Annotated in this window: 30 protein-coding genes and 1 riboswitch; of the genes, 7 read left to right on the top strand and 23 right to left on the bottom strand. The window is 45.4% G+C overall.

Annotated elements, in window-relative coordinates; translation table 11 throughout:
- Nucleotides 1-244: 244 nt before the first annotated feature.
- On the top strand, nucleotides 245-553 hold the full coding sequence (locus tag AS030_RS18320) for an Mpo1-like protein (RefSeq protein ID WP_061974355.1): 309 nt from the start codon (nucleotides 245-247) through the stop codon (nucleotides 551-553).
- Nucleotides 554-613: 60 nt separating this feature from the next.
- Here the strand turns inward: AS030_RS18320 and AS030_RS18325 are convergent, their stop codons facing one another.
- Complete coding sequence (locus tag AS030_RS18325) at nucleotides 614-2,515, bottom strand: ABC-F family ATP-binding cassette domain-containing protein (RefSeq protein WP_061974357.1); 1,902 nt, start codon at nucleotides 2,513-2,515, stop codon at nucleotides 614-616.
- Between the two features lie 192 nt (nucleotides 2,516-2,707).
- Here AS030_RS18325 and AS030_RS18330 point away from each other — a divergent pair, with 192 nt between their 5' ends.
- Nucleotides 2,708-2,956 carry a hypothetical protein gene (locus AS030_RS18330; RefSeq protein WP_061974359.1) on the top strand — a complete coding sequence of 83 codons (249 nt, stop codon included), beginning with the start codon at nucleotides 2,708-2,710 and terminating at the stop codon, nucleotides 2,954-2,956.
- Nucleotides 2,957-3,010: 54 nt separating this feature from the next.
- Here AS030_RS18330 and AS030_RS18335 read toward each other — a convergent pair whose 3' ends face one another.
- Nucleotides 3,011-3,790, bottom strand: a complete 780-nt coding sequence (locus AS030_RS18335) for a TIGR00266 family protein (RefSeq protein WP_061974361.1) — start codon at nucleotides 3,788-3,790, stop codon at nucleotides 3,011-3,013.
- Between the two features lie 164 nt (nucleotides 3,791-3,954).
- Nucleotides 3,955-4,122, bottom strand: a complete 168-nt coding sequence (locus AS030_RS23765) for a hypothetical protein (RefSeq protein WP_156412591.1) — start codon at nucleotides 4,120-4,122, stop codon at nucleotides 3,955-3,957.
- Between the two features lie 116 nt (nucleotides 4,123-4,238).
- On the opposite strand from AS030_RS23765, the gene AS030_RS18340 reads away from it, so the two are divergent.
- On the top strand, nucleotides 4,239-4,424 hold the full coding sequence (locus AS030_RS18340) for a hypothetical protein (protein WP_061974363.1): 186 nt from the start codon (nucleotides 4,239-4,241) through the stop codon (nucleotides 4,422-4,424).
- Between the two features lie 38 nt (nucleotides 4,425-4,462).
- Here the strand turns inward: AS030_RS18340 and abc-f are convergent, their stop codons facing one another.
- From abc-f to AS030_RS18375, 7 genes are all read right to left on the bottom strand, one after another.
- Nucleotides 4,463-6,115, bottom strand: coding sequence for a ribosomal protection-like ABC-F family protein (gene abc-f / locus AS030_RS18345; RefSeq protein WP_061974365.1), 1,653 nt, complete (start codon nucleotides 6,113-6,115; stop codon nucleotides 4,463-4,465).
- A gap of 241 nt (nucleotides 6,116-6,356) precedes the next feature.
- A complete protein-coding gene (locus tag AS030_RS18350; protein WP_061974367.1) occupies nucleotides 6,357-6,824 on the bottom strand; it encodes an Hsp20/alpha crystallin family protein in 468 nt (155 codons plus the stop codon).
- Between the two features lie 40 nt (nucleotides 6,825-6,864).
- Nucleotides 6,865-7,059, bottom strand: coding sequence for a spore germination protein GerPB (locus AS030_RS18355; RefSeq protein ID WP_061974369.1), 195 nt, complete (start codon nucleotides 7,057-7,059; stop codon nucleotides 6,865-6,867).
- Between the two features lie 2 nt (nucleotides 7,060-7,061).
- Entirely contained in the window at nucleotides 7,062-7,517 is a 456-nt protein-coding gene (locus AS030_RS18360) for a spore germination protein GerPE (protein ID WP_061974371.1), read from the bottom strand.
- Nucleotides 7,518-7,520: 3 nt separating this feature from the next.
- Nucleotides 7,521-7,700 (bottom strand): hypothetical protein, encoded by a 180-nt coding sequence (locus tag AS030_RS18365; protein ID WP_061974373.1) that lies wholly within the window; start codon nucleotides 7,698-7,700, stop codon nucleotides 7,521-7,523.
- Nucleotides 7,675-8,316, bottom strand: coding sequence for a spore germination protein GerPC (gene gerPC / locus AS030_RS18370; protein ID WP_061974375.1), 642 nt, complete (start codon nucleotides 8,314-8,316; stop codon nucleotides 7,675-7,677). The genes AS030_RS18365 and gerPC overlap by 26 nt, the downstream gene beginning before the upstream one ends.
- Nucleotides 8,317-8,381: 65 nt before the next feature.
- A complete protein-coding gene (locus AS030_RS18375; protein WP_061974377.1) occupies nucleotides 8,382-8,603 on the bottom strand; it encodes a spore germination protein in 222 nt (73 codons plus the stop codon).
- 152 nt (nucleotides 8,604-8,755) lie between these two features.
- Between AS030_RS18375 and AS030_RS18380 the strand changes: the two genes are divergently transcribed.
- The 3 genes from AS030_RS18380 to AS030_RS24140 all read left to right on the top strand — a co-directional run bounded on the left by AS030_RS18380 (nucleotide 8,756) and on the right by AS030_RS24140 (nucleotide 9,879).
- Nucleotides 8,756-8,980 (top strand): spore germination protein, encoded by a 225-nt coding sequence (locus tag AS030_RS18380; protein WP_061974379.1) that lies wholly within the window; start codon nucleotides 8,756-8,758, stop codon nucleotides 8,978-8,980.
- 24 nt (nucleotides 8,981-9,004) lie between these two features.
- Nucleotides 9,005-9,466 carry an Hsp20/alpha crystallin family protein gene (locus AS030_RS18385; RefSeq protein WP_061974381.1) on the top strand — a complete coding sequence of 154 codons (462 nt, stop codon included), beginning with the start codon at nucleotides 9,005-9,007 and terminating at the stop codon, nucleotides 9,464-9,466.
- A 125-nt stretch (nucleotides 9,467-9,591) separates the two neighbouring features.
- Entirely contained in the window at nucleotides 9,592-9,879 is a 288-nt protein-coding gene (locus AS030_RS24140; protein WP_061974383.1) for a hypothetical protein, read from the top strand.
- A gap of 37 nt (nucleotides 9,880-9,916) precedes the next feature.
- Here AS030_RS24140 and AS030_RS18395 read toward each other — a convergent pair whose 3' ends face one another.
- On the bottom strand, nucleotides 9,917-10,726 hold the full coding sequence (locus AS030_RS18395; protein WP_074440608.1) for an AAC(3) family N-acetyltransferase: 810 nt from the start codon (nucleotides 10,724-10,726) through the stop codon (nucleotides 9,917-9,919).
- A gap of 68 nt (nucleotides 10,727-10,794) precedes the next feature.
- Here AS030_RS18395 and AS030_RS24385 point away from each other — a divergent pair, with 68 nt between their 5' ends.
- The gene (locus tag AS030_RS24385) at nucleotides 10,795-11,436 is read left to right on the top strand and encodes a peroxiredoxin (RefSeq protein ID WP_240482421.1); all 642 of its coding nucleotides are present in this window, start codon (nucleotides 10,795-10,797) and stop codon (nucleotides 11,434-11,436) included.
- Nucleotides 11,437-11,746: 310 nt separating this feature from the next.
- Here the strand turns inward: AS030_RS24385 and AS030_RS18410 are convergent, their stop codons facing one another.
- The 12 genes from AS030_RS18410 to AS030_RS18460 all read right to left on the bottom strand — a co-directional run bounded on the left by AS030_RS18410 (nucleotide 11,747) and on the right by AS030_RS18460 (nucleotide 21,175).
- Nucleotides 11,747-12,757, bottom strand: coding sequence for a LacI family DNA-binding transcriptional regulator (locus AS030_RS18410; protein ID WP_061974389.1), 1,011 nt, complete (start codon nucleotides 12,755-12,757; stop codon nucleotides 11,747-11,749).
- Between the two features lie 97 nt (nucleotides 12,758-12,854).
- Nucleotides 12,855-12,992, bottom strand: coding sequence for a hypothetical protein (locus tag AS030_RS23770; RefSeq protein ID WP_156412592.1), 138 nt, complete (start codon nucleotides 12,990-12,992; stop codon nucleotides 12,855-12,857).
- 119 nt (nucleotides 12,993-13,111) lie between these two features.
- Complete coding sequence (locus AS030_RS18415) at nucleotides 13,112-13,339, bottom strand: hypothetical protein (RefSeq protein ID WP_061974391.1); 228 nt, start codon at nucleotides 13,337-13,339, stop codon at nucleotides 13,112-13,114.
- Between the two features lie 94 nt (nucleotides 13,340-13,433).
- Nucleotides 13,434-14,066 (bottom strand): phosphatase PAP2 family protein, encoded by a 633-nt coding sequence (locus AS030_RS18420; RefSeq protein WP_061974393.1) that lies wholly within the window; start codon nucleotides 14,064-14,066, stop codon nucleotides 13,434-13,436.
- Nucleotides 14,063-15,109: a phosphotransferase gene (locus AS030_RS18425; RefSeq protein WP_061974395.1), complete on the bottom strand. Its 1,047-nt coding sequence runs from the start codon at nucleotides 15,107-15,109 to the stop codon at nucleotides 14,063-14,065. The genes AS030_RS18420 and AS030_RS18425 overlap by 4 nt, the downstream gene beginning before the upstream one ends.
- A gap of 112 nt (nucleotides 15,110-15,221) precedes the next feature.
- The gene (nhaC, locus tag AS030_RS18430; protein ID WP_061974397.1) at nucleotides 15,222-16,619 is read right to left on the bottom strand and encodes a Na+/H+ antiporter NhaC; all 1,398 of its coding nucleotides are present in this window, start codon (nucleotides 16,617-16,619) and stop codon (nucleotides 15,222-15,224) included.
- Between the two features lie 189 nt (nucleotides 16,620-16,808).
- The gene (locus AS030_RS18435; protein WP_061974399.1) at nucleotides 16,809-18,215 is read right to left on the bottom strand and encodes an amino acid permease; all 1,407 of its coding nucleotides are present in this window, start codon (nucleotides 18,213-18,215) and stop codon (nucleotides 16,809-16,811) included.
- A 77-nt stretch (nucleotides 18,216-18,292) separates the two neighbouring features.
- Nucleotides 18,293-19,087: a serine hydrolase gene (locus AS030_RS18440; protein ID WP_061974401.1), complete on the bottom strand. Its 795-nt coding sequence runs from the start codon at nucleotides 19,085-19,087 to the stop codon at nucleotides 18,293-18,295.
- A 214-nt stretch (nucleotides 19,088-19,301) separates the two neighbouring features.
- A complete protein-coding gene (locus AS030_RS24390) occupies nucleotides 19,302-19,535 on the bottom strand; it encodes a spore germination protein (protein WP_074440609.1) in 234 nt (77 codons plus the stop codon).
- A gap of 99 nt (nucleotides 19,536-19,634) precedes the next feature.
- The gene (locus AS030_RS18450) at nucleotides 19,635-19,877 is read right to left on the bottom strand and encodes a spore germination protein (protein WP_061974403.1); all 243 of its coding nucleotides are present in this window, start codon (nucleotides 19,875-19,877) and stop codon (nucleotides 19,635-19,637) included.
- 40 nt (nucleotides 19,878-19,917) lie between these two features.
- The gene (locus AS030_RS18455; protein WP_061974405.1) at nucleotides 19,918-20,166 is read right to left on the bottom strand and encodes a spore germination protein; all 249 of its coding nucleotides are present in this window, start codon (nucleotides 20,164-20,166) and stop codon (nucleotides 19,918-19,920) included.
- 79 nt (nucleotides 20,167-20,245) lie between these two features.
- Nucleotides 20,246-21,175: an MBL fold metallo-hydrolase gene (locus tag AS030_RS18460; RefSeq protein WP_061974407.1), complete on the bottom strand. Its 930-nt coding sequence runs from the start codon at nucleotides 21,173-21,175 to the stop codon at nucleotides 20,246-20,248.
- A 109-nt stretch (nucleotides 21,176-21,284) separates the two neighbouring features.
- Nucleotides 21,285-21,401: riboswitch (SAM riboswitch) on the top strand.
- Nucleotides 21,402-21,493 lie beyond the last annotated feature (92 nt).

Consider the following 21,493-nt stretch of genomic DNA (forward strand, 5'->3'; position numbering starts at 1 on the left):
TCTAAAAGTATCATATACTCAGCAATTTGGAATGCGACCTTCGTACTATAATTAGAATATTTTAACTAATCAAAAAATACATTTGTTCATCCTGAAAGGACTACCGAACCATATCAAGAGTCCACAAGAATCAATCGTCTTATTTACATAAAAATCCAAATTGTTTTTGATTGATATTTTGTCGGATATCCAGAAGGGATTAATTTGATGAGAAAGAATATTCTTTGATAAGGAGGAATAAAAGATGGCCAATCAATCTTTCATTGAAAAGTATAAAGAGGATCATCAGCATCCCATAAACAAACTGACCCATTCGATCGGCATACCGCTGATTGTTGTTTCGCTGCCTCTCTTTTTCTGGCGATGGAAACTTGCGCTGGCCTTGTTTATCGTTGGGTGGATCCTTCAATTTATCGGGCACCTTTTTGAAGGAAAAAAACCTTCTTTTCTTAAAAATCCGGTCTACCTTCTTGTCGGTCCTGTCTGGTATGTCAGGAACATCCTTACAGGGAAGGCATTCAAAAAAGAAAAAATAGAAAAACCGCACCTGTAACAGCCACCTCCAGACTTTGGAGGTCCCATTACAAAAGTGCGGTTTTCATTCTTCCTTTTTTTATTTATTTTTTTCAATCTCTTCCACGAGCACAGAAAGCTCTTCCCAGCGGTTCATCGCCGCTTCAAGCCGGGCTGCAACTTCCTGCTGTTCACGGAACAAGCCATCGATCTTGCCAAAATCACTTCCGGCTGCAGCAATCTGGGACTCTATTTCTTGATGCTTTTCTTCCAATTCTGCAATGGTGTCCTCAATGGTCTCCCATTCCTTTTGTTCCTTATAGGAAAGGCGGCGGGCTTTTTCTTTTTTCGGTTTCCAATCTTCAGGAGAAGCAGCTGTTTTCGAAGCTGCTATCTGTTCTTCATCTTTTCTTTTTTGCTCCAGGTATTCCGAGTAATCACCATCAAACCGCTCCACCCTGCCATTTCCTTCAAGGGCAAAAAGGTGTTCCATCGTGCGGTCAAGGAAATACCGGTCATGGGATACCGTGATGACTGCTCCCGGAAAATGCTCCAGGTAATCTTCCAGAACCGATAGTGTTTCAATATCCAGATCGTTTGTCGGCTCATCCAGGAAGAGGACATTCGGTTCATCCATCAATACCCGCAACAGATACAGACGCCTTCTTTCCCCTCCTGAAAGTCTTGAAATATATGTCCATTGCGCACTTGGAGAGAAAAGGAACCGTTCCAGCATTTGCGATGCCGTGATGGGCTGGCCGTCTTTCGTATAAATGACCTCTGCCGCTTCGCGTATATACTCGATGACCCGCAGGTTCTCATCCATTTCTTCATGATTTTGGGTGTAGAAGCCCAGTTTAACAGTCGGGCCTGTTTCCACCTGCCCGGTATCCGGAGTCATTTTGCCGGCAAGGATATTTAAAAGCGTGGTTTTACCGCTTCCGTTTTTACCGATGATGCCCAGCCTGTCATCCGGCATAACCAAGTAACTGAAATCGCTGAACAATAACTTTCCGTTAAACGACTTGGATATCTCCTCAATCTCAATCACCTTCTTGCCGAGCCTCGCAGAACCAATCGCGACCTCCATCTGGCCTTTTTGGGCTGGACCCGATTGTTCCTTTAATGCTTCTGCACGCTGAACTCTTGCCTTCTGTTTGGTTGAGCGGGCTTTTGCTCCCCGGCGAAGCCAGGCCAGCTCCCGGCGAAGGAGATTTTGGCGTTTTTGTTCGGATGACGCTTCGCGCTCTTCGCGCTCTGCCTTCTTATCCAGAAACATTTCGTAGTTTCCTTCATACGTATACAGATTTCCGGCCTCAAGCTCAATCATCCGGTTCGTTACACGGTTTAAAAAGTAACGGTCATGTGTCACCATCAGGAGGGCACCTCTGTATTTGGCAAGAAAATCTTCAAGCCATTCCACCGTTTCATTATCAATATGGTTGGTCGGCTCATCCAGTATGAGAAGATCAGCTGGCTGGATGAGAGCACGGGCAATAGCCACTCGTTTTTGCTGTCCGCCTGAAAGCATGCTCACTTGCTGTTCGAGCATTGTGATGCCGAGCCGGTTGAGCACTGTTTTTGCGGTTGTATTCGTATCCCATGCATCCATGGCATCCATTTTCTGCTGAAGGGAAAACAGCTTGTTCTGAAGCTTTTCATTCTGTGGATCTGCTTCAAGGCTGCTGATCGCTCTTTCATATTCGCGCAACAGCTGCATAAGGGGCGAATTCCCGTAAAATACAGCCTCGAGAACCGTTACACCTTCTTCGAAATAAGGAGTCTGGGAAAGGTATTCGATGTGAAAATCATTGGCGTGAATGATTTCTCCTGTGTCCGCCGATTCCAATCCCGCAATTATTTTAAGCAAAGTTGACTTGCCGGTTCCATTGACACCTATGATGCCGATCCGCTGCTTTTCACTGATTGTAAAGGAGATATCCTGAAACAGGGTTTTATCTCCGTAACTTTTTGAAAGTTGTTCAACCGATAATAAACTCATTTGCTCCTACCTCAGATCTATAGTTATCTTCTTTTATTGTAACAAAAATTGCTGAACAACCCGTACGATCGTGATTTAAAAAGTGGGGTCTGTTATGATAATAAAGGTTAAATGGTCCCTATTCAATAAATGGTTTAGACAAAGGTGGATACGGCTATGTAACTATGGAAGCTAAAAAGGGGGAATGTTGAGATGGATCCTATGCAGCCCAGTGGTCCGTTGGATGCCATTGGTGCGTTAATGGGCATCTTTGGTTTACTGTCCTTTATCGTAACAATTTTTATCGTCGTTTTAACCATCATCTTTTTATTTAAGGCCATGGGCTTTATGAAACGGAAATTGGAAGCCGACCGCTTGAGAAACGAGCAGCTGGAACGGCTGATCCAGCTTCAATCCAATCATGAAATCAACCGTTACCGAACAGAGGAAGAACGTACATAACCCGCAAAAAAAGGATCGCGCCCGTGGCGCCATCCTTTTTTGTTTATCTTTCAATCAATCTCCATCAAAGAGGTTAAAAAGCCCTTTCGCAATACTTCCCTCATCCTTGGATTGAGGAATGGCAGCAAAGACCCTGCTTGCCAGCCTGCTAAACGGCAGGGATTGGATCCAGACTGCTCCCGGACCGCGAAGTGTCGCAAAGAACAATCCTTCACCGCCAAACAATGCCGTTTTGACTCCCTTCACCATTTCGATGCTGTAGTCGACGTCTCTTGTCATGGCAACGAGACACCCGGTATCCACACGAAGCACTTCTCCCGGCTGCAGTGTTTTTTCATGAATGGTACCGCCTGCGTGAACAAAGGCCATCCCGTCTCCTTCAAGCTTTTGCATGATGAATCCTTCACCGCCGAAAAAACCGGTTCCCAGCTTTCGCTGCAGTTCTATGCCGACAGATACCCCTTTCGCAGCGGCCAAAAAGGCATCCTTTTGACAAACAACTTTTCCGTCATACTCACTCAAATCCATTGGAATAATCTTTCCTGGATAAGGAGAAGCAAAGGAAACGTGTTTTTTTCCTGATCCATCGTTTGTAAAGGTCGTCATAAACAGGCTTTCACCTGTCAGCATGCGCTTTCCGGCATTGAATAACTTGCCCATCAAACCCGATCCTTGGGAAGAGCCGTCTCCGAAGATGGTTTCCATGCTGATGCCATCCTCCATCATCATCAAGGCACCTGCTTCAGCTACAACCGTTTCACGGGGATCCAGCTCCACTTCAACAAACTGCATGTCATCCCCATAAATTTTATAATCAATTTCATGGTTATTCATCTTTTCTTCCTCCTAAACTATTAAAAATCACTACTCCTTTTACGCATCCATGCTGCCAAAGGTTTCAATAATAAGAATACGGCTTTTTTCATGGATATTCCTTTTTATAAAAAAACTTCCGAAATATTTTAGGAAGTTCATCACATTGAAATCTATTTGAATGTTTATTGTACTTCTTTTTTTGTCAGCCCGGAACGCAAGGTGTGCCGAATAAACCACAAATTGATGAGTTCTACCTTTTTGTTGTACTCATTTATATTTAAACCGCCCTGTAAGTGTTTCTTCCTGATGATAAAAAAGTACTTTTCCACAACCTGGCTGTAGTCTGCCATGTGATGCTCCTCCTCAAAATTACAGATAATATTCTCTATTACCCGCTTTACTTTGTTCTTAAGCTTATATTTACGGATAGATTTGGGACAGACTACGTAAAAAGGAGGGTTATGAGATGTCAGAAAAAGAAACCGACTATGAAGGAAAGAAAAAGCTTTACCTCGACATCGACCGGATGATCAATGAAGGGATGGCCGGGGGAACAGTGGCCCATGAGTATGATTTGAATCAAATCAGCTATTCCACCGAAATAGGTGAAGAGGAAGAACCGCCAATCCGGCAGGAAGAAGACAAGAAATAGCAAAAGCAGGGAGCTCGTGACTCCCTGCTTTTTTTTAATCAGTTCATGTGTTGTTTGATCTGCTGTATGGATTTCAGCAGTTCTTGATACCGCAGCTCAAGCACTTCTTTCTGATCGCCTTTTCCTGGCATGGACAGTCTTCCAATCAGATCTGCGCGTTCAAGCTCCAGCGCTAACAGCTCTTCCTGTCCAGTAAATGGTTCCTGTTGGATTTCCTTTGCATGTTGCTGTTCAAAGGCAGCATAGTTGCCTTTGAAAAACATACATCTCCCCTCCCTGAATATCAACAAATGATCCGCAACGGTGTTCATCAGTTGGCGGTCGTGGGTAGCAAACAAAATGGTACCCGGATAAACGGACAAGACATGCTCCAATGCCTCTCTTGTAAAAATATCCAGATAGTTGGTTGGCTCGTCCAGCAATAGCAGGTTAAAGTCTCCGAGAAATATCTTGGCCAGGGCTGTTTTTACTCGTTCGCCTCCGCTCAGCACCTTCACTTTTTTGTGTACATCTTCCCGTTTAAACAGCATCCGCGCAAGCACCGTCCGAATAAACATCTTGCTGTATGGACTCTGTTCCGAAACATTTTCCAAAATAGAACGTTCTCCGTCCACAATCTCTAAATTTTGATGGAAATATCCGATCTTCAATGCCCGGGAGGCGGTTACGGACGAATGCCCCTTAAGAATCATGTTTATCATAGTAGTCTTTCCGCACCCGTTCGGCCCCGTCAATGCCACTTTCATTCCAGGTTTTACAGCAAAAGAAACCTCTTGAAACAACTTCCTCTGTCCAGCCGTTTTCTCCATATCTTTTACTTGTAACGCGAATCTCGCATGTACCGGGCTTAATTTTGCGATATCAAACTGAACGATTTCCATTTCCTTCGGTTTCTCTTTTTTCTCCAGCTGCTCCATCCGCTTTTCCATCGCCTTTACATTTTTCATCATGGCGGCCTGCTTGCTTTTCACCTTGCCTTTTCCAAGTTTTGCTTCGCTATCGCTCATCCGGGACGGCTTTTTTTTCATCCTTTTCACTTTTTGCGTTTTTGCACTTGCCGCTTCCTTCAGCCGCTGCTTTTCTTTTGTATAGGCTTCATACTCGAATTGCTGCCGTGTCAGATTAAGCTCCTTCTGCTTTTGATAAGACGAAAAATTACCCGTGTAAAACGAAGGAACTGTATCCGCAATTTCAATCATTTTTGTACATACCTTATCAAGAAACGCACGGTCATGAGAGATGACGACTACCGCTCCCTTAAAAGAAGACAGTTCTTGTTCCAACTGCTGGATTCCATCAAGATCAAGGTGGCTCGTAGGTTCATCCATAAACAGCAAATCGGGTTCCTCCTCAAGCGCAGCCGCCAGGAACAGGCGGGTCTTTTCTCCTCCGCTCATGGATGAATACGACTTGTGGTTTACTCCCCACTTCTTCTGCAGTTTTGGTGATGGCAGTGCCTCCGCTTCGCGGCCGAATTGAAATACAGATGCAATTTTCCCGTAAACGTGGACTTCTCCTTTATCCGCCGCCTCTTCTCCGGCAAGCATATGCATCAGTGTGGATTTACCTGCACCGTTTTGTCCGACCACGCCGATCCGGTCGCCGCTATGAATTAACAGCGGTTCCTTCAGCTGAACAATCAGCTTGGCCTGATACGATTTTTCAAGATCTGTTGTTTCCAATAAAAGCATAAAAAAACCTCCCTGAGAATCAGAGAGGAATTAGCTGCACAAAAACACCCGATCGTTGCAGATCACGCAAAAAGAAAAAGGGTATAAAAATGGGCAAACTAATCCTATCTGAAGTTTATTTTCAAAAAAGAAGATAAAGTTCATGTTAAATAGGAGTTAGTTGCGCATTGGACGATATACCTTTTCCTTTCCAGATTTTACTTCTCTTTTAGTTTAGAGCCGCTCCGGTATCTTGTCAATATCAATCGTCAAACCGGCGGATGTCTACTTTTTTCGGTTTTTGACGGTCAGCCGGCAGCCGATAGAGCCTGAGATATAAGAATCCTTTTTTATACGTTGCCTGAATGGCATCACTACGGACTCTGTAAGGCAGCTCAATTTCCCTGCTGAAACTTCCGGAGCCAAACTCCTGCTTGGCAATTCTGTACTTGCCGCCGACAAGGTTGGTCTTTCCTTTTATATGAACACTTCTGTCGTCGACATAAACATCTACGTCTTCCGCTTTTTCCAAGCCCGGAATGGCTGCAATGCACAAAAGCTCATTATCGGATTCGTAAATATTAACAGCCGGAAATCCTTTTTCCTCTGCAGGCTCGGCAGGCTGGTTCCTTTGTGCCTCATCCTGTTGCCCATAAGGCGAAAAGAAGTTTTGCCCGAGATACTGATCGGCGAACTTCTTCCATTCCATCATCTGTTTCCATGAGTCCACGGAGTGATTCCCTCCTTTCTTGCAAGGTTGATGACTTAGATCAGGATGGAGCCGGAAGTTCCACTGTCGGAAGGGCGGCGAGCGGCGGCGCTGCTCCTGTATAGCCCCCGGTGTTATACAGGTTCGATACCGGCCGAATCATACCAGCGCTTCCAATCTGCATAACAGAGGAATTCTGAATCCCCTGTACCTTTAATTGATAGATGGTAATCGTTTGGTTCACAAAGAGATTCACAGCTATTCCTCCCTTCCTTTTGGTTCCCGGTGTTTTCGTGATACAGTTGCAAAAGGAACGATGGACAAATTTTTGGGATCTGGATTCGTCCGGTAATCACGGACATGCTTTACTCTTGATTCCAAGTCGATGTTCTGGATACCGCCGATATGAAGCATAGCAGCGGTGGAAATACCAAAAATATCAATCGAGTTCACTTTAATGAACGCTGGATCGTGGTAGGATTCCATGACCACCTCTTTTGGTGGAATTGCTGGAGGGCGTACCATGGTAAATATCTGATACCTTGGAAAATCGAGCAGGTTGTTGAGTGTGGGATTAAATTCAGGTTCGTACTTTTGAATGGCAATTGCCCTTGAAAACGCCGTATGTTCATCCGTATCTCCCACATTGACGATGGAAGAAAATAAAACCGAGCGAATATGGATGTGGTTCACTTCCGATGTACGCGGAATCATTTTTTATACGACCGATAAAGGAACAAGGGCGGTTCCGACCGTCAGAGTTTCAGGAGGTGTGTCAAAGGCAGCCGCAAGCGCGATGTGGCCGGCATCCCCTACCAATACAAGCGAAGAGATGCTTACCCCCACAATCTTCAGATCCCCGATTGAGAGATCATGATTGATCACCTGGAATTTCATGGTTTTCGCCTCCGATGTTATTATTTTTTAAACTCAGGATAAAATGCTCCATTCCTTTGTAGACATCGCCCTTTACCTTGTTTTCAACAAGAAGCAGCCCTTCCTGGTTTTGAGGCGGGTACTTTTGCATGTAATGTTCAAGCCTTCCCGGCAGTTGTGTCCGGATATCATTGATGATTAACTCATGATAGGTCTCTTCCAATTTATGTTCATGCTCTTCTTCAATCTTGGCAATGTCATCCGCTGCTTCAACCTTCAGGTACTCTTCGAGGTTCCGCATAATTTCAGTATATTCCCGGCTCGAGCTCAACGATCCCGGCGGGCTTCCGCCATTATTAGGGACAGCGATGGATTCTCCTCCCACGGTAAAATCATCCACGATATTTTTACCATCCGCATCAGAACTGAGCCCGATATTCAGGGTTCCGTCGAGCCTTTCAATTTTCAACTGATCGAAAGAATATTGGATTTGTGTGGTCGGCTGGTCTTTTACCTTTTTCATATCTTTCGTCAAGTCTTCAATCTGCTTCTCCAATTCACACACTTTATCCTGGAGGCATTGAAGCTGCCCCTGCATTTGCTGTATATAGTAGTATTGATTGTAGGTGTCCGACATAACATCATCTCCTTACTATGTTTTATGCCGGACCTATCCCAAATTTGCTTTTTAAATCTTCACTTCTAGTAATTTCCGACGTTGGTATTGTCAACCTGGTCCATATCATACGTGTTTGTCAGGTTATAACCCGTATTGGTTCTGATGTTGTCGCCCGTATTAAAGGATCCGGCCCCCGCAAACGTCTTCGCGTTGCTGATTGGTTGGATGGCCTGAACATCCCCAATATGGACAATCGAACTGCTTGAAACTGAGGCAATGTTGATACTCCCTACGATACCAGGCATCCAACCCCCCCTGCCGTAACCGTCTCTTCATAGCATATGTAGCTTTCTCTTAGGTGTTCACCCTCCTTATACACACCAAATTCCTGCTATCATCATAGATTGATAAGAGCAGCAGGAATCCAGACAGCACGTCATAAGGGAGGTCGTATTACTTGCCATCACTCATCGTAGGACCAGTCACCATTTCCGCCGTTCAATCTGATGGAGTTGTCAATTTCGGTGACACCCTTGTCATCAATCCGAAAAGCACGAGCAAAGGATACAGTGGTTCTGGTGGAGGAAATACAGGGAATTTCATGCAAACCGTCACGTTCGTCAGCGCCACCAATACTCTTGACACCGATGCCGTAGATTCGAATGTAGCCGGCAACAATTAAAATGATTAAAGGAGGAGTTTGATCATGTCAGAAAACGACGGCCCTATTCTGCCCTTTTTAAATGAGAAATCGTTAGGTACATGGGTAAAATCACTCGAACAATTTATTGATAAAAGCTTTGAGCATTATCATACAATGGTTGATACCCTCTCATTCCCGCTTGAAGTTAAAGAAACAAAAGATGAATATCTGGCGTATGCAAATCTCGAATCCTATGACCAGAACCAAATTCAGATTGAAGTGCTGGACCGTGCTCTGAAAATTATTGCCTACGCCTCGGAAACGAACCGCTTCACAAATGACAGCACTAACATCAGCCAGTACAAGCAAGCGAACAAGCGGGTTGAACGCCTCGTTCCGCTTCCCTTTTCCGTTAAACAAGAGGACGTCCGTGCCACATTCGGAAACGGTGTATTAAAAATCAGGGTGCACAAACGAAAGCCTTCTGCCAACCTTATTGAAATTCAGCCTGAAACGGAAGAGTAAAGCCTGCAAAAAAACGCAGGCTTTTTGTTTTAATATAAGAGCTTCATAGTTAAATATCTTGTACACAAATACTAATTCTCCATATGCTAAAAGGAACAAAAATCTTACCAGATAGGAACGATGATATGCGACAGCAAAATCCTTATGGATACGGTCAGTATCCTCCATATGGCTATCCCCTGGGAATGGGGTATGGGCAGCCGGGCGTTGGTTACGGCCAGCAAGGATTCCCCGGCTACCCCGGCCAAGCTTACGGACAAGGTGGTTATCCCGGAGCGGGTTATACCGGGTCAGTTCCAGGCTTTGGCCAGGGAGTGATTGGGGGATATCCGCAAAATCCGGGCTATCCACAGCAACAGCAGTACACTAAGCCGCCCATAAGCGGCGGAGGCTGCGGCTGCGGAGGCCGATAAATGAGAAACCATCCGGGAACCGTTTCCCGGATGGTTTTTACATAGGAGAGGACATCTGGATGTTTTTCTTCAACCAGTTTTCTGTGAAGTCAACCAGCTTCTTTTGTTTCATCAGCCGGCAGGTTGCGGAGCCAGCCCCGGCAATTTTTATCTCTTGTCCATAGTTTTCTTCATATTGTCGGCCAATCTCTTCAAACAACTCTTCCTGATATTCAATTTGTTTATACGTTTTCCATATACGCTGTCCCGATTCAATGACAGGACTTTCTTCTTCCACTTGTTTCTGTCCAGGTACACGGTACTCGGCCAAGTGCATGGACGTGTTGCTGTCATGTCCGACTCCAATAAGGAGAATAGATCCATCGAGGTCATAAATCCTGGCAATTGGCGAGGATTCCCCCAGTCCGTTATCCAGGGAGTGATTCCCGGTAATCCATTCTTTATCCTTACCCCATGCTGCGAAGGATACCGTAGGGTGATTGCTTCTTATGACTCCCGGAAAGGTCCGGAATACTTCGGCGACAGCCCCCATGAAGTAAGTGGGCGAAATTGCCGGGTCGAATGCCGGCATCTCGGAACGTATGGTTTCCCACCATTCTTTGGGCACAGGAGGGTTTCCCCATCCTGCAGGGTCCGATAGTTCTGCAGAATGCGTCGGCATGATCAAGTTCCCCTCTTCGGTCACCACATCCATTAATGCCTGAACAACGGCAACAGCACCGCCGCACACCCAACCCATTTTACTCAACGATGTATGTACAATGACAGTCATTCCCTTTTGGACACCCAGTTTCTTAAAATCCTGAACCAGCGATGACCGGGTAACCAGTTGCTCTGTATTTATCACGCTTGAACTCCCCCCTTCATACGATAAGTATAACTGGACTATATCTCAAACGGAAAGGAGGGATTTGAATGAGCTTGCCTTTTGACGGAAATCAGCATTATCCCAAGCCATCTGTTGAGCAGTTTACTACCTGCGCACCTCAGCCCTACTGCGCCGGGCTCGGAGATATCGCTCCCGTGTTCACTGCAGCTTCCTTTCAAGACGGCGAAATCAAAGATGTCCGGCTCGAAGATTACCGCGGCCGCTGGGTGGTCCTCTTTTTTTATGGCAGTGATTTCACGTTTGTCTGACCGACAGAATTAGCGGCGGTCGCCGCTTTATATGAAGAATTCAAGAAACTGAACACCGAGGTGCTCGGCATCAGTACAGACAGTGTCTTTTCCCATAAAGTGTTTAAAGATGTATCTCCCCTGGCCGGCAAGGTGCAATACCCGCTTGTAAGTGATCGGAATCATATGATCAGCAGGGCCTACCGGGTTCTTGATGTATTCAGCGGGGCATCCGTCCGGGCTACCATTATTGTAGCGCCCGATGGCTTTATCGCGAGCAAACTCATCTATCCTTCTGAAGTTGGCCGAAATGCATATGAAATCCTGCGGCTCGTTCAAGCCCTCCAATTTGGGGAACAATCACAATCAGGCGTTCCAGCCAACTGGCTTCCCGGCATGCCCGGTCTCAACATGGATACCGAGAACATCGGGAGATTCTAGTCATCTGGAACGGAAATCAGAGCTTTTTCGTTCTTTTTGCGGGTCCCAACAGGTGCGATTTCAGCAATACAAGCGGGTTTTGAAGTTTTACTGTCCTAATCTAGGACGTTACTGGCCAAACAGTTATTATGTTAACTAATAGAGCCGTCCAGAGGACGGCTCTATCCTTACTTCAAACAGTAAAAGCTGACTTCATATGGCTTGAGTTTAATCTGGTTTATACGTGCTTCCGCAAGAACTTCATAGTTGCTGATGTCATTTTGGAGTAAACGTTTACGTAACCTTGTTAAATTAAAGAGCAAACCTTGGTTTACTCTGTTTCTTCCTTTTCAATCACTTTGACGGTTTCTCTTTCCACGATTTGGTGTGGCATAAAAACACTCTGCTGTTCCCCTGTTTCTCGGTCCAGAAGCACTTTTACCGCGTTTTTCCCCATTTCGTAGAGCGGCTGCCCCACTGTTGTGAGCGGTGGAATCGCCATTTCCGCCACCTTCGTATTGTCGTAGCCGATAATGGAGATTTGGTCAGGCACCCGGATCGACATTCTGTACAGATAGGACAGAGCACCTGCAGCCATTTCATCACTGGAACAAAAAATGGCTGTAAGATCATCATTCTTGTCCAGGAGTTCCTTTGCTGCTGTTATCCCACTTTCAAATCCGAAATCACCGAAAGCGATCTTTCTCCTGTCGACCGGGTGGCCTTTTTCCTTAAGTGCCCGTTTATATCCTTCAATTCTGGGTAATGTGGCGATGGGATCCCCTTTTGTCCCGGCAATCATCCCGATGGAACGATGGCCTCTCTCAAGTAGATAGGTGACGCCATCGAACACCGCCTTCTTGTCATCCACTTTTATAAAAGGAACATCATACTTGGACTTAGTTGATACGAGAACGACTGGAAGATTCATGGCAATGATGGCATTATAGTATTCTTCCTTAAAAAATTCACTGACAAAAACGATGCCGTCCACTTGCTTTTCACGGAGAGCCTGCAAATATTTCATTGTTCGCTTTCCATCTTTATCCGTATTACAGACCATTACACTGTAATCCAGCTCATGTGCCATATCTTCAATCCCGCTGAGAACAACCGATGCAAAGGTATCAGAAACTGCTGGCAGCAGCACACCCAATGTTTTTGTCTTTTTGTTGATCAAGCCCCGTGCTATCGCATTTGGCTGATATCCCATTTCCGCAATAACCTCTAGAACCTTTTCTTTTGTTTTCTCTGAATAGCCCGGCAGATTGTTCAAAATCCTGGAAACTGTAGCCACTGAGACATTGGCCTTTTTGGCCACATCCTTGATCGTGTAGGACAATTCAAGCCCTTCTTTCTCTACGTAAACGTTTTCGTAAATTTATAAAAACAATATACCACCATATGTAAGCATTTTCAACAACAAAAAAACAACCCTTTTACAGGTTGTTCCGGTCCATGCCCCTCCACTCGTTATATAAAGATGCAGCATAAAATTCTATGTGTTCTATGAGATGCGGTGTCTTTAATTCCTGCAGCCCATAAAGATAGGCAATAAAGGTTTGAACGCGGTCCATAAAAACAGACAACCTATTCCTTTGAGGTAAATCCCGGCACTGGACGGACACTTGCCGGATGTTCTCTTCTAATCGCAAGCACCAGACCAGTAACGAGGAGACATAATCATCATAGGTGATCATCCGTTCGGCTGTTCTGTTTCCGGCTGGCTTTGAATAGGAGTATACGTCTTTTCATAGGAGGTTTTTGTCTTCCACTTTTCCTTGACCTCGATGTTGGGAGGAAGGATATATTCGGAGGTTGCCTCCTGGTCACCAAACATTAATTGATAGTAATATTTGCACATCTCGGCATGGTACTGATAATACCGATAATAATACTCCATTTCATTCTGAGGGTTTGTCATCTACTGCCAAAGGCTCCTTTCCCTGCAGCTTTGGTATCCAGTACATTGTATGTCCAGACCTTGCCGTTTTGCTTATGTTATTGCCTATAAGCCTCTATTTCCTTGCCTTCTGATACCACGCCCCGCAAAAAAAAAGCCATGATGTGCCTGCCAGCAATCCCCCCATAATATCACTTGGAAAGTGTGCTCCAAGATACACCATGCTAAACCCGATCAACAGGATGATTGCTGCGGTTAACACTGCCAGTTTCATCAGCAAAAAATCGGACATCTTCTTGTTCATCCATATCAACATGCCGATTCCTCCATAAAAGGCGACAGCCAGCATCGTATGCCGGCTGGGATAGCCAAAACTGTTTTCCTGGAGAAGCATACCGAATGATGGTCTTGGACGGTGAAAATAGTTCTTCAGTAAGCCGTTTATTACATACGCTCCCCATACCGAAGAAAATAGGAAGACTACGTCATATAGTCTATTAAACAGAATAAGATAAAGCCCTCCAGCAGCCAAGATTGGGAATAACGTATTTTTGGAGCCAAGCTGCTGGATAAAGATAAAAACGGATGTGCATTCCGGCGTACGTTGGCTGTATACCGCCAGTAACTGATGATGATCTGTATCATTTACAAGATTCGAGTGAATGAGCAAGGAAAAAGCAAGGAAAGCTGCACAAGATAATAATCCGCCCCAAAAAAACCAAAAAGAAACTGAATACCCTTTTTTCACTGTTTTCTCCCCTTTGCCATTTCCGCAAACAATCGAAAGGAGTGTCCCAGTATATCGGGGTGATATTGTTTGAACAAGTTTTCTTTCGCCTGGTCATGAACCAGAATTCCAAGCAATTTAAAATATGAAAATTCGGTCGGATGGTCAAAATGCCGATAGCACCAGCTCTCCATCCTTCTTGGAAAAGCCAGGAAAGAGAACAAATGTCTCCACTCCGGATAGGACAAAGGTTCCCTTGCCCCCCGGTGATACCCCTTGATCAACCGGTGCATCACAGAAGGAACCCATTGGTATGACGGCGCAAAATAATGAATAAATGAAGCAAGATCATACGTCCGTTCTGCAAATAACAAGGACTCTACATCAATCAGGTAGACTTCCCCCTCCGTATTCAGCAGAATATTCCTCTGATGCAGACTGCCGTGTGACAGAACTCCTTTGACCCTTCCATGGTCTGTTTGACCTTGATCCAGGTATGAAAAAGACAGCCGGCACCTCATTTCCAGAACGTCGAGCATCCATGGTTCCATCGTCCACTCGGGCACAGCCTCATAACCGGATTTCCATCTTTGTATATCTTGATGTATCCGGTTCAATTTCTCAGCACGTTTACCAAATTCCATACGAAAGCTGTCTGCTGGCGGAGCCGCTCCTTCTGCTGCCTGATGAAAACGGGCCAGAGCCAATCCAATCCGTTCAATCAATGGCAGATCGGCAAAAAGAATATCTTTTCCTTTTACCCACTCCTCCATATAATAAAGCTCGTTATCATGTTCAAAATAAACTTGTCCGTTTTTGCAGGGCAGAACACTTGGTATAAATGGAAAACCGTTTTGCTTGATCCATTTGATGCATTGAGAAACAAACGGCAAGTCGTTGAGTTCATTTGCGTTTTTAAATCCGAAAATCCCTCCGTTTGTATACACCTTCGGGATGGAGAGGATACGCTCAACGGAGTGCACGTTTAGTCCATAGTTTGTATTGATTAAGGAGGACAGGACGGCATTAGATAAAAAAACCTTTTGGCCCCGGACCTGTTTCATAAGTTCCGCCTTCTTTCTCGCACATTGTCTGTCTGTTGCCGTTCATTTCATCTTATGAAATAAACATCGACCCCATAACTAAAAAAGCATCCGGAGAAATTCCGGATGCTTCCTAGGATGCCTTTGTTACCGCTGATAATTTTGTTTTTTTCATGCCGAGCCCAATTCCGCTGTATGCGTAAATCAAAGTAAACAGCGGAGAAAGGTAAAGCAAGAAGGCATATGGAATATAATCGAGTGCTGAAACTCCAAGCGTAGCGGCAAAAAAGGCGCCACTCACACTCCATGGAACAAGTGGATTAATCAGTGTTCCGGCATCTTCCATCGTTCTTGAAAGGTTCTTCAGCGGTACTCCGTTCTTTTCAAAATGCTTCTTAAACGCCTGTCCGGGAAGCAAGATGGAAAGGTACATTTCACCTGTGAGAAGATTGATCCCCAAACCAGCTGCTGCTGTGGCTGCAATCAAATGCTCCGTTTTCTTGAGCAGTTTTTCCACTGAACCCAACAGGACATCGATGACGCCAAGCTCACGAAGAAGACCGCCAAGGGAAAGAGCAATGATAATGAGTGCAACCGACCACATCATCGGAACGAGACCGCCTTTATTCACGATCGCATCGACCGCTTCATTGCCCGTTTTCAGATTCATTCCATTTTCCAATGCATTCATCATCTGAGCTATGGTTATATCCGCATTCAGCATAAAAGCTGTAATTACCGCCGTGATTACGCCGGTAAGAAGCGTAGGCAGTATGGGCAGTCTTCGAAACGCCATCAGCATGACGATCAGTGGAGATATAAGAGTAACCGGAGTGATTTCAAAATGGTCTCCCAGCGTTTTTTTCATCTCAGCCAACTGAGCCAAAGAGGCTCCGGAACCCTGGTGTCCAGCAAAAAAGAAAATAACCGCTGTAATGGCAAGCGCAGGCACTGTCGTCCACATCATATGCCGAATGTGTTCAAACAAGTTCACACCTACTGTACCTGAAGCCAGGTTGGTGGAATCTGATAATGGTGACATCTTGTCGCCGAAACAAGCACCGCAAATGATCGCACCTGCTGCAAGACCCGGGTTGACGTTCAGTACATGGGCAATCCCCATCAGTGCTACTCCAACTGTGCTGGCCGTGGTAAAGCTGCTCCCTGTAAATGTTGAAACGAGAATGGTAATAAACAAAGCGCTGAGTGCAAACCATTCAGGTCGAATAAAATCCATCCCGTAAAACAGAAGCGTTGGAACAGCTCCGCTTATCATCCAGCTTGCGATGACAAGGCCGATCATAATCAAAAGCAAAAGTGGCTGTATGCCGCTGACCACTCCTGCTATCAGACCGCGTTCAATCCGTTTCCAGTCGGCTCCCCAAAACAGTGCAAAGATGCCTGTAAGCACTACACAAAGAAACAAAGGAATATGGGGTTCTACTTTTACAAAAACCATACTTGTAAACATGGTGACTACAATGAATATGAATAACAGGATAACTCCTGGCAATTTTACTTTACTGTTCATGAATGACCTCTCCCTGATGCACATTGAACTTCCATTCATACTTAAACGCTTAAACGCTTTTATGCGTTGAAGTACTGTAACAATATGTTATGATACCGAAATCGATTATTTTTGTCAATCTGAAGCTTCCAACTGGAAAATGATACAAAAAAGGCAGCAGACTGATTGATCAGCCTTGCTGCCTTTTCATTAGATCACTTCCCGCCGAAGCGTTCCGGCTTTTTCTTTTTTCCTGATGACCAGGTAGTAATAAAGGTAACACCCGATAAAGAACGGAACTCCAAGGTAAAGAGCAAGACGCTGCTCGGGATCAAACGCCATGCTCACAAGAACCCCTGTGTTCAAGGTGGTAGCCAAAATCGGCAAGATGGGATAAAGCGGCACTTTAAATTTCAAGTCCTCTACCTTGCCGCCATTGCGGATATACTTTCTTCTGAACGCCAGCTGTGAAGCAGTGATAGCGATCCAGCCCACTTGCGCTCCAAGTCCTGCAAGCGAAAGCAGCCATACAAAAACGGTTTTTTCCGCTTTAAAGCCTGATAACAGGGACAATAGCGCAACACCGATTGTAATGTACAACGCGTTCATCGGAATGCCGCGCTTGTTGACTTTGGCAAGCTTTGGACTTGCCATACCCTCCTTTGACAAGGAATAGAGCATTCTTGTCGCGGCATAAAGCCCCGAATTAGCGACAGACAGTAAAGCCGTCAGAATAACAAAATTCATTAAATCAGCGGCATAAGGAATTCCAATGCTGTCAAACACGACAACAAACGGGCTTTCCACTTTTCCTGCCTTTTCCATCGGCATCAGAGCTGCCAGTACACCAATGGCGAGCACAAAGAAAAAGAGTGTACGCCACACCGTTTGCTTGATTGAGCGCGGAATGGTTTTTTCCGGATCTTCACTTTCACCCGAAGCTATCCCGATTAATTCTGTACCCTGAAAGGAAAAATTCACAGCGATCATGGTTACAAATAGGGCGGTAAGCCCGTTCGGAAACCAGCCAGCAGATAGGAAGTTAGAGAATGCGGGTGCAGAGCTGGCCCCTTTCATATCAATCCATCCAAACATAGCCGCTCCGCCAAGAACGATAAACAGGATAATCGCAATCACTTTAATGCTTGCGAACCAAAATTCAGCTTCTCCAAACGCTTTTGCCGACAGGGCATTCAACGCGAAGAGTACCACGGCAAAAATGAGACTCCACATCCAGAGCTGCGAATGAGGAAACCAGCGCTGCATAAGAGCAGACGCGGATAAAAACTCCAGAGCCACGGTTACTGCCCAGCCCAGCCAGTACAGCCAGCCCACCGCGAACCCAGTGCCAGGGCCGATAAATTTGGACGTATACGTCTGAAAAGAGCCGGATACCGGCAGGGCGACCGACAGCTCTCCAAGACAAAGCATCGTTAAGTACATGATAAAACCGCCAACCAAATAGGAAAGCACAGCACCTGCAGGACCAGCATCATGAATGGTCATCCCGGAACCCAGAAAGAATCCTGTTCCGATCACTCCACCCAAAGAAATCATAAATAAATGCCGGGCCTTCATGCTGCGCTTCAGTTCGTGATTGTTCTGATTACTGTTCATCTGTTCACCTCTTGTTGTTTTATGTATACGCTTTCATTATCTTATCATTTTCTGTCGAAAAACCAAAAGCTTTTTTTCTAATTTTTTTGAACACTTATTAAATAGTCCTGGATCGCCGTGCCAACGGCTGCGAGCTTATGCCGTGCATCGGCTTCGCGGGTGAGATTTTTCGTCAGCACCACTGCGAAAATGATTCTTCCGTTGTACTCAAATATTGCGGCATCATGCTCTGTGCCCTGTAGTTCACCTGTCTTATTAGCAATAATAACTGCTTCTTCGTCCATGCTCCCCGGGAGTTTATGGCGAAACTGCTGATTCCGTAAAATATCCAGCATCATTTTCCTGCTTTCGTTTTGCAGCAGCTTACCGTGATGAATTTCCTTCAAAAGAAGAACCACATCTTTCGCAGACGTGTAATTGTTCTTCCCCGCTTCGATTGCTTTAAAATCCATAAGCTTTCTTTCGAGCACAGTTTGATCGCATTGAAGTTCCGTAAGCAGTGCGTTGATCCGCTCCCTTCCTGCATGTTCAATCATCACGTTTGCTCCAGTATTGTCCGATACCGTAATCATTAAGGTTAACACATCCAAAACGGTAAGAGAGGCACCCGGCGATAGATGGTTCATTACTCCTGCTCCGCCTACTTTGTCTTTTTGATTAATATGTACAGGCACTGACAGGTCAAGAAGACCCGCTTCCTTCTGCCGGAAGGCTTCGATCAAGATCGGCAGCTTGATCAGGCTCGCCGCCGGAAACACTTTCTCTTCATTTTTACCTATGTATCCTTCCTCAGTTTCAATATAGTACGCAAATTCCCCATTTAGAGGGTCAATAATGCCATTTACCCTGTTTTTCAGCTCGTCTAACGTCATTTCCCGCTCCTTTCATGTGTCCGTCTTCCTGATAGAGTTCTTTATGTGGGTGGCGGACTCCTTTTTGGGTGCGGTTTTTGAAATACCCGCCATAATCCGCTTTTTACCGCCAAACGCTCGTGATGTCAACAAACTCCCCGACGTCAGCACCCAGCCCAATCTCCACATCAAAAAAACGCCCCACGTAACTCAGGGCGCTTTCCCGTCTTGCTATTCATTTTTGCTGTCCGCCCTGTCCTTCACTCTGAATCATGTCGTTTACATCGTTGTCTTCGTTGAAATTCAGCATGTAGGCACAGGCATCCGAACAATCGCCAAACGAGATGACGGCTCCCACTGATTTGGTATTGGCTGTATGACTGTTTTGAATGGTGGTCCCAATATCAAGGTTACCGTTCATCGTAACACCGTTCACACTGATTCTGCCGATTTTAAAAGAATAACGCAAATCTGTTCCATCCCTTTTTGTCTTTACCTTCAGTGTATGGCTTGAACAAAAAGCTGCTTGGACAGACTGCCCCATTCGAGAAAAACAGGCGGACAGATATTACGGCTGGGCGACGATTGGAGCGGATGGATTCGCGATTTGATCCTGGTCGCTGATATCCGGATCGATATTGCTGTTTACCATGAAACCGGTGGAAGGTGAAAAGTCCCCCAAAGAAACCGTGGAACCGACAGACTTCGTGTTGGCTGTATGGCTGTTATGCACCGTGGGACCAATGTCAATGTTACCGTTCATGGTCACACCGTTCGTCTTGATGTTAAAGATGTTAAAGAGGTAGGGCATAAAGTGGCCTCCCTTCATTGAGTAATGACAGGCTTATCGGTTACGTATGGTTTTGGCTCGTAAACGCTGCATCTGTGTTTGCAAATTCATTTTGATCGTGAACATCCGGGTCAAATACCATGTTTTTCATTACCGCATCAGCCGGGGAATGGTCACCTACAGAACTGTTGTCCCCTGTCGATTTGGTATTGGCTGTATGGCTGTTATGGAATGTGGATCCCAAATTCAATGAACTGTTGCTCGCCAGGCTGTTTATTTTTAAATAATAGATATTTACCATGCACCCCATTGCTATCTCCACCTTTAAAAGTGTTAGTGTAGTGTATGATAAATGTCCCTTAAAGGTGAAAACCCCAGAATCTCCCGAGTTACGAAACCGGCTGCTTCCAAAGCGTCTCTCCAAGCGACAAAACCTTCAGCCTCGCCTCATCAAGGCTCTGTTTCTCCCACTCTTTTTCAAGCCGCCGAAGGGCTTCCGGTCCGGTATCGTCCGCCAAACGGTAGGCGCCGTAATGCATAGGGATAAAGAGAGAAGCGCCTGTTTCCAGAAACGCTTTAACCGCATCTTCCGGGTTGATATGGGATACCTTCATAAACCATTCCGGTTCATATGCACCGATCGGCATAAGCACCGTATCCGGCTTCAAACGTTCTCCAATGTCCCGAAATCCGCGAAAATAACCGGTATCTCCGGCAAAATAGACGCTTTCTCCCGTTTTCAGGTCTTCGATTACCCAGCCTCCCCAATGGGAAGTGTTCATGTCAAAAGCGCTCCTGCGCGACCAGTGCTGGGCAGGAACAAACATAATCTTCAGGCCCCTTTCCACAAACTCCTCCCACCAGTTGGCCTCTGTTACTGCCTGATACCCTTTTTTGCGGAACAAACCTTTAAGTCCGGCAGGCACATAAAAAGAGATTTTTCCTTTTAGCTGTTTGATGCTGTTGAAATCAAGGTGGTCATAATGTCCGTGGGAGATCAGAACAAGATCGATGTCCGGCAGCTGCCCGGCGGACAACCCAGGGGCTGTGAGCCGCTTTTGCAATCCCATTTTTGGAGCCCATACAGGGTCTGTCAGGATATTCAGTCCGCCCACCTGCAAAAGAAAGGTTGAATGGCCAATCCATGTAATCGAGTGTATGCTGCGGTTTTCTTTTAATCTCTGAGGCTCTTTATTCGTGCTCTGCTGAATTTGTTGGGTCAAATCCTTTTTATTGCTTCGTCTTTCCCGCTGCCAGCGGAGTAAGTCTTTAAATGTATGTGTATTTTCAATGTTGTCAAGGTTGGCGAACTTCTTCATCGTCCGGATTCCTCCTGTTTGATACGATCCTAGCAAGATTGTAAAAAGCTATTGAAATGTTCTAATAATTATTGTAAGGTATAAAGAACTAATTTTATAGCAATTTGGTTTCTTATCCAGAGAGGTTAAGGGAATGGCCCGTTGACACCTCAGCAACCTTCAGCGATTACGAGCTGAAAAGGTGCTAAGTCCAACAAGTTCGATTGCAGAACTTGAAAGATAAGAAGAATGACATCGAATGTTCAAAGTCTTCTTCTTTAAGAAGGCTTTTTTTATTTTTTTGGGCCGCTGGAAGATACCGAACCAACAGGAGGACTC

It is taken from the genome of Fictibacillus enclensis, assembly GCF_001457035.1.
Lineage (GTDB): Bacteria > Bacillota > Bacilli > Bacillales > Fictibacillaceae > Fictibacillus_C > Fictibacillus_C enclensis.

Excerpts from the sequence above, each read along its gene's own strand:
- AS030_RS18320 (WP_061974355.1), top strand. The coding sequence starts at position 245 with ATGGCCAATCAATCTTTCATTGAAAAGTATAAAGAGGATCATCAGCAT.
- AS030_RS18325 (WP_061974357.1), bottom strand. The coding sequence starts at position 2,515 with ATGAGTTTATTATCGGTTGAACAACTTTCAAAAAGTTACGGAGATAAA.
- AS030_RS18330 (WP_061974359.1), top strand. The coding sequence starts at position 2,708 with ATGGATCCTATGCAGCCCAGTGGTCCGTTGGATGCCATTGGTGCGTTA.
- AS030_RS18335 (WP_061974361.1), bottom strand. The coding sequence starts at position 3,790 with ATGAATAACCATGAAATTGATTATAAAATTTATGGGGATGACATGCAG.
- AS030_RS23765 (WP_156412591.1), bottom strand. The coding sequence starts at position 4,122 with ATGGCAGACTACAGCCAGGTTGTGGAAAAGTACTTTTTTATCATCAGG.
- AS030_RS18340 (WP_061974363.1), top strand. The coding sequence starts at position 4,239 with ATGTCAGAAAAAGAAACCGACTATGAAGGAAAGAAAAAGCTTTACCTC.
- abc-f (WP_061974365.1), bottom strand. The coding sequence starts at position 6,115 with ATGCTTTTATTGGAAACAACAGATCTTGAAAAATCGTATCAGGCCAAG.
- AS030_RS18360 (WP_061974371.1), bottom strand. The coding sequence starts at position 7,517 with ATGATTCCGCGTACATCGGAAGTGAACCACATCCATATTCGCTCGGTT.
- AS030_RS18365 (WP_061974373.1), bottom strand. The coding sequence starts at position 7,700 with ATGAAATTCCAGGTGATCAATCATGATCTCTCAATCGGGGATCTGAAG.
- gerPC (WP_061974375.1), bottom strand. The coding sequence starts at position 8,316 with ATGTCGGACACCTACAATCAATACTACTATATACAGCAAATGCAGGGG.
- AS030_RS18375 (WP_061974377.1), bottom strand. The coding sequence starts at position 8,603 with ATGCCTGGTATCGTAGGGAGTATCAACATTGCCTCAGTTTCAAGCAGT.
- AS030_RS18385 (WP_061974381.1), top strand. The coding sequence starts at position 9,005 with ATGTCAGAAAACGACGGCCCTATTCTGCCCTTTTTAAATGAGAAATCG.
- AS030_RS24140 (WP_061974383.1), top strand. The coding sequence starts at position 9,592 with ATGCGACAGCAAAATCCTTATGGATACGGTCAGTATCCTCCATATGGC.
- AS030_RS23770 (WP_156412592.1), bottom strand. The coding sequence starts at position 12,992 with ATGGACCGCGTTCAAACCTTTATTGCCTATCTTTATGGGCTGCAGGAA.
- AS030_RS18415 (WP_061974391.1), bottom strand. The coding sequence starts at position 13,339 with ATGACAAACCCTCAGAATGAAATGGAGTATTATTATCGGTATTATCAG.
- AS030_RS18425 (WP_061974395.1), bottom strand. The coding sequence starts at position 15,109 with ATGAAACAGGTCCGGGGCCAAAAGGTTTTTTTATCTAATGCCGTCCTG.
- nhaC (WP_061974397.1), bottom strand. The coding sequence starts at position 16,619 with ATGAACAGTAAAGTAAAATTGCCAGGAGTTATCCTGTTATTCATATTC.
- AS030_RS18435 (WP_061974399.1), bottom strand. The coding sequence starts at position 18,215 with ATGAACAGTAATCAGAACAATCACGAACTGAAGCGCAGCATGAAGGCC.
- AS030_RS18440 (WP_061974401.1), bottom strand. The coding sequence starts at position 19,087 with ATGACGTTAGACGAGCTGAAAAACAGGGTAAATGGCATTATTGACCCT.
- AS030_RS18450 (WP_061974403.1), bottom strand. The coding sequence starts at position 19,877 with ATGCCCTACCTCTTTAACATCTTTAACATCAAGACGAACGGTGTGACC.
- AS030_RS18455 (WP_061974405.1), bottom strand. The coding sequence starts at position 20,166 with ATGGGGTGCATGGTAAATATCTATTATTTAAAAATAAACAGCCTGGCG.
- AS030_RS18460 (WP_061974407.1), bottom strand. The coding sequence starts at position 21,175 with ATGAAGAAGTTCGCCAACCTTGACAACATTGAAAATACACATACATTT.